This window comes from Candidatus Erwinia dacicola, assembly GCF_001756855.1.
Classification (GTDB): domain Bacteria; phylum Pseudomonadota; class Gammaproteobacteria; order Enterobacterales; family Enterobacteriaceae; genus Erwinia; species Erwinia dacicola.
Map to the genome: position 1 here is coordinate 1 of NZ_MAYS01000497.1, position 3,681 is coordinate 3,681.

Below are 3,681 nucleotides of genomic sequence, written 5' to 3' on the forward strand. Positions count from 1 at the left end.
GCATAACAGGCCCATTACCGAACCGGAAGGCTGTAAGTGAATTTACACCACCTTGACGGACCTGACCCTGCTGGCCAGCGCGACCTCAATGAGCTGCTCAACCGGCTGGTCACGCTGCTGCTGACGGGGTACACTACGGATGAACAACTGATCTCACTGCTCAGCAACATGCAGCTGCGCTGCTCAAACAGCTGACCGAGCGCGTACCGCGCCACGAGGACAAATAATGTCAATCGCTAAACGATTGAAAGAAGAAGGCCGTGCGCAGGGAATTGGCATCAAGAAAGGAAAATTAGAAGCCCGTATTGAGATCACCAGCACCCTGCTGGCCAGCGGCCTCGAGCAGGCTACCGTGATGAACACTACCGGCCTCACCGCCGGCGAATTGGCGCAGATCCGCCACTGATACCCACCGCCGAGACGATACGTGCTGGATATTCTCCCCCCTGCCACCGCACCAGCGGACACCACCACCGATCTGAGCCACTTGGCGTTCTGCGCCATGGTGGCATTGGCGCTCGAGCGCCAGTCGGGTGGTGCGTCTACCCCCTACGCCGAAACTCTGTTTCTTATCCGCTGGCTGCTGGAGCACAGACGCAAGCACGGCGCCGCCACAAAATTGCGCTGGCACCTTGAGTACCTGTGGAATTCCTGCAGCGGCAATATCGCCAAGCAGTCCGACCTATTCCGCCTGACTTACGCCACCGAAACGCTCAAACAGTTGGGTTGGGACAATGCCGTGATGAACAGCCCCGAATGGTGTGATAGCGTGCTGCCGGAAGCTGGTGTGGTCAACCGGCTGCTATATTAAAAAGGTAGCGCTCAATGCCGCCTACGAAAAAAATGACCGGCACAACATTCCGGTCGAGGTTTGCGTGGTAGGCGACAGGGCGGCGTTTATAGACATCATGCTGCGCCATCAGATAACGCCGCAGCCTACCGCGTCACTTCATCAGCTCATGCTGTTACCGGACGCACACTGCGGTTCTGCACCGCGCTGAATCCATCGGGACGTCGACTACCTGCCAAGGAGCCATTTTATGGGAAACGTCAACCGACCTACATCGTCTTTAGAGCCGCTTTCAGGACTGGTTGAGCGCGTTACCTATCACAACGGCGAAAACGGGTTTTGCGTTTTGCGTCTGAAGGTGAAAGGTGAACGTGATCTGATAACCATTGTCGGTCACACCCCGTCCGTCACCCCGGGTGAGTACGCATCCGCTTCCGGCCAGTGGCTGATGGACAAAGAGCATGGTCGCCAGTTTAAAGCCATCTTTTTGAAGATAGCGCCCCCCACCACCCTGACCGGAATAGAACGTTATCTGGGGTCCGGCATGGTAAAGGGGATTGGCCCGGCCTATGCTGCCCGGCTTGTCCGGGCATTTGGTGCTAACGTCTTTGATGTAATTGAAAAAGAGCCATCTCGACTCCATGAGGTGGGCGGTATCGGTGCCAAACGCGCCAATAAAATCATCGCCGGCTGGGCCGACCAGAAAGCTATCCGTGAAATCATGATGTTCCTGCATGCCCATGGTGTCTCCACGTCCCGCGCCGTGCGTATTTTCAAAACCTATGGCCAGCAGGCCATCGACGTTATTCGCGCCGATCCCTACCGCCTAGCGCAAGATATTCGCGGCATCGGCTTTCTTTCTGCCGATACCATCGCGCAAAAAATTGGTATTTCGCACGACTCTCCGCTGCGCGCCCGTGCCGGCGTCGCCTACGCGCTCTCAGAGGCGTCGTCGCAGGGACATTGTGGCCTGCCGCATGCCGAACTAGTTGAACTCGCCGTAAAACTGCTCGGCATCGCCCCCGACCTCATCGACAGGGCGATGCGCGACGAGATTGCGGACGAAAAGCTTCTGAGTGATGCCATAAACGGCGTTTCCTGCGTCTTCCTGCCCAGCCTGTATCATGCCGAACAGTCTATCGCCGCACAGCTGGCCCGCCTGCGACAAGGTAAGCCGGTATGGGCTGGCGTAGACGCAGATAAGGCTATTTCCTGGGTCGAACGCAAACTGAGCATAACACTGGCAGAGAGCCAAAAACGCGCGGTGACGCTGGCCCTGACGGCCAAGCTGCTGGCGATCACCGGCGGCCCCGGGGTGGGGAAAACCACGTTGATGAATACCATCATGACGGTGCTTCGGGCGAAACAGGTCTCAGCCCTGCTCTGCGCGCCAACCGGCCGCGCGGCAAAACGGTTGTCTGAATCCACCGGACTGGAAGCGAAAACCATACATCGATTGCTGGAGATAGATCCAGCAACCGGGCAGTTCAAACGCAACGAAACCGCCCCCCTGCTCTGTGACCTGCTTGTGGTAGATGAATGCTCGATGATTGACATCCCACTCGCTAACCAGCTGCTTAAAGCCATCACTACCCGGACCGCAATCATTTTCATCGGGGATGTCGACCAGTTGCCTTCAGTGGGGCCAGGGGCGTTTCTGGGCGACTTGATTGCTTCGGAGACGATCCCTGTCATCCGTTTGACCGAAGTGTTCCGGCAGGCGGCTACCTCGCGTATCGTTCAGGGTGCCCACAGCATCAACCAGGGCCGGTATCCCGCCTTCCCCGGCAAGGGCGAACTTGCCGATTTTTACCTAGTGCCAGCTGAAGATGCTGATATCATTGCCACTACCGTGGTCAACTTGGTCAAAACCCGCCTGCCGCGCAAATTCAACGTAGACGCCGTGCGCGATATTCAGGTGCTGTGCCCGATGAACCGTGGTATCACCGGCGCACGCGGACTTAACCAAGCCCTGCAGGCGGCCTTGAATACCCCCGGCGACCACAGTATCGAAAAGTACGGCCAAGTATTCAGCGTGGGCGACAAGGTCATGCAAATCGAAAACAACTACGACCGCGACGTGTATAACGGCGATATCGGCTTTGTCGCCGCGCTGGACCGTGAAGATGAGAGCCTGCAGGTCAACTTCGACGGTCGAGCTGTTAGCTACCCCCTCAGCGAGCTGGATGAGCTGAGTTTGTGCTACGCCACTACCATCCACAAGTCACAGGGCAGCGAATACCCAGTGGTGATCATCCCGCTGTCGACACAGCACTATATGATGTTGCGCCGCAACCTGATTTATACCGGCGTCACCCGGGGCAAACGCCTAGTGGTGCTTGTCGGACAGAAGCGTGCACTGGGCATGGCTATCCGCGACAGGCAGACCCGGCCACGGTGCTCAAAGCTGCGCGAACGGTTGGCCGAACTGCCACGCTGACACGCGGGCCACCGCGAAGATACCTTTGCATTGACGCTATATGCGCATACAGTATCATTGGCGTGACTCCCTTTTCCTCTGCGAGGTATTCTCTTGGCCACCGACTGCCCCCCATCATCAAGTGTAGTGGCACACTGATACTGGCCACCTGATTGGAAGGTGATATTCTCACCTTCCCAACACCACAGGTGACCCAATGGCTAAACATTTCACGCCGGAATTTAAGCTCGAAGCGGCGAAGTTAGTTGTCGACCACGGCTATACCTACGTTAAGGCCGCAGAGGCAGTTAACGTAAGCCATTCGGCTATCCCCCGTTGGGTGAATAAGCTGCGACTTGAGCGCCAGGGGAAAACGCCCGCCGGGCTTCCTCTGACGCCAGAACAGCTCGAGCTGCGTGAGGCGAGGAAGAAAATACAACGCCTTGAAATGGAGAACGAAATCCTAAAAAAG

The 3,681-nt window shown here is 57.1% G+C and carries 6 protein-coding genes; all 6 read left to right on the forward strand.

Annotation, left to right across the window (positions count from 1 at the left end):
- Positions 1-36 precede the first annotated feature (36 nt).
- Positions 37-195: a hypothetical protein gene (locus tag BBW68_RS18935; protein ID WP_167566756.1), complete on the forward strand. Its 159-nt coding sequence runs from the start codon at positions 37-39 to the stop codon at positions 193-195.
- 31 nt (positions 196-226) lie between these two features.
- Positions 227-406 carry a hypothetical protein gene (locus BBW68_RS12895; protein WP_070135671.1) on the forward strand — a complete coding sequence of 60 codons (180 nt, stop codon included), beginning with the start codon at positions 227-229 and terminating at the stop codon, positions 404-406.
- A 21-nt stretch (positions 407-427) separates the two neighbouring features.
- Positions 428-811, forward strand: coding sequence for a hypothetical protein (locus tag BBW68_RS18940; protein WP_245675269.1), 384 nt, complete (start codon positions 428-430; stop codon positions 809-811).
- Positions 786-1,001: a hypothetical protein gene (locus BBW68_RS18945; protein ID WP_102135794.1), complete on the forward strand. Its 216-nt coding sequence runs from the start codon at positions 786-788 to the stop codon at positions 999-1,001. The genes BBW68_RS18940 and BBW68_RS18945 overlap by 26 nt, the downstream gene beginning before the upstream one ends.
- A gap of 39 nt (positions 1,002-1,040) precedes the next feature.
- Positions 1,041-3,230 carry an SF1B family DNA helicase RecD2 gene (gene recD2, locus BBW68_RS12905; protein WP_070135672.1) on the forward strand — a complete coding sequence of 730 codons (2,190 nt, stop codon included), beginning with the start codon at positions 1,041-1,043 and terminating at the stop codon, positions 3,228-3,230.
- Positions 3,231-3,426: 196 nt separating this feature from the next.
- Positions 3,427-3,681 (forward strand): IS3 family transposase (locus tag BBW68_RS12910; RefSeq protein WP_070135673.1); only part of this gene is annotated, 255 nt, incomplete at its 3' end.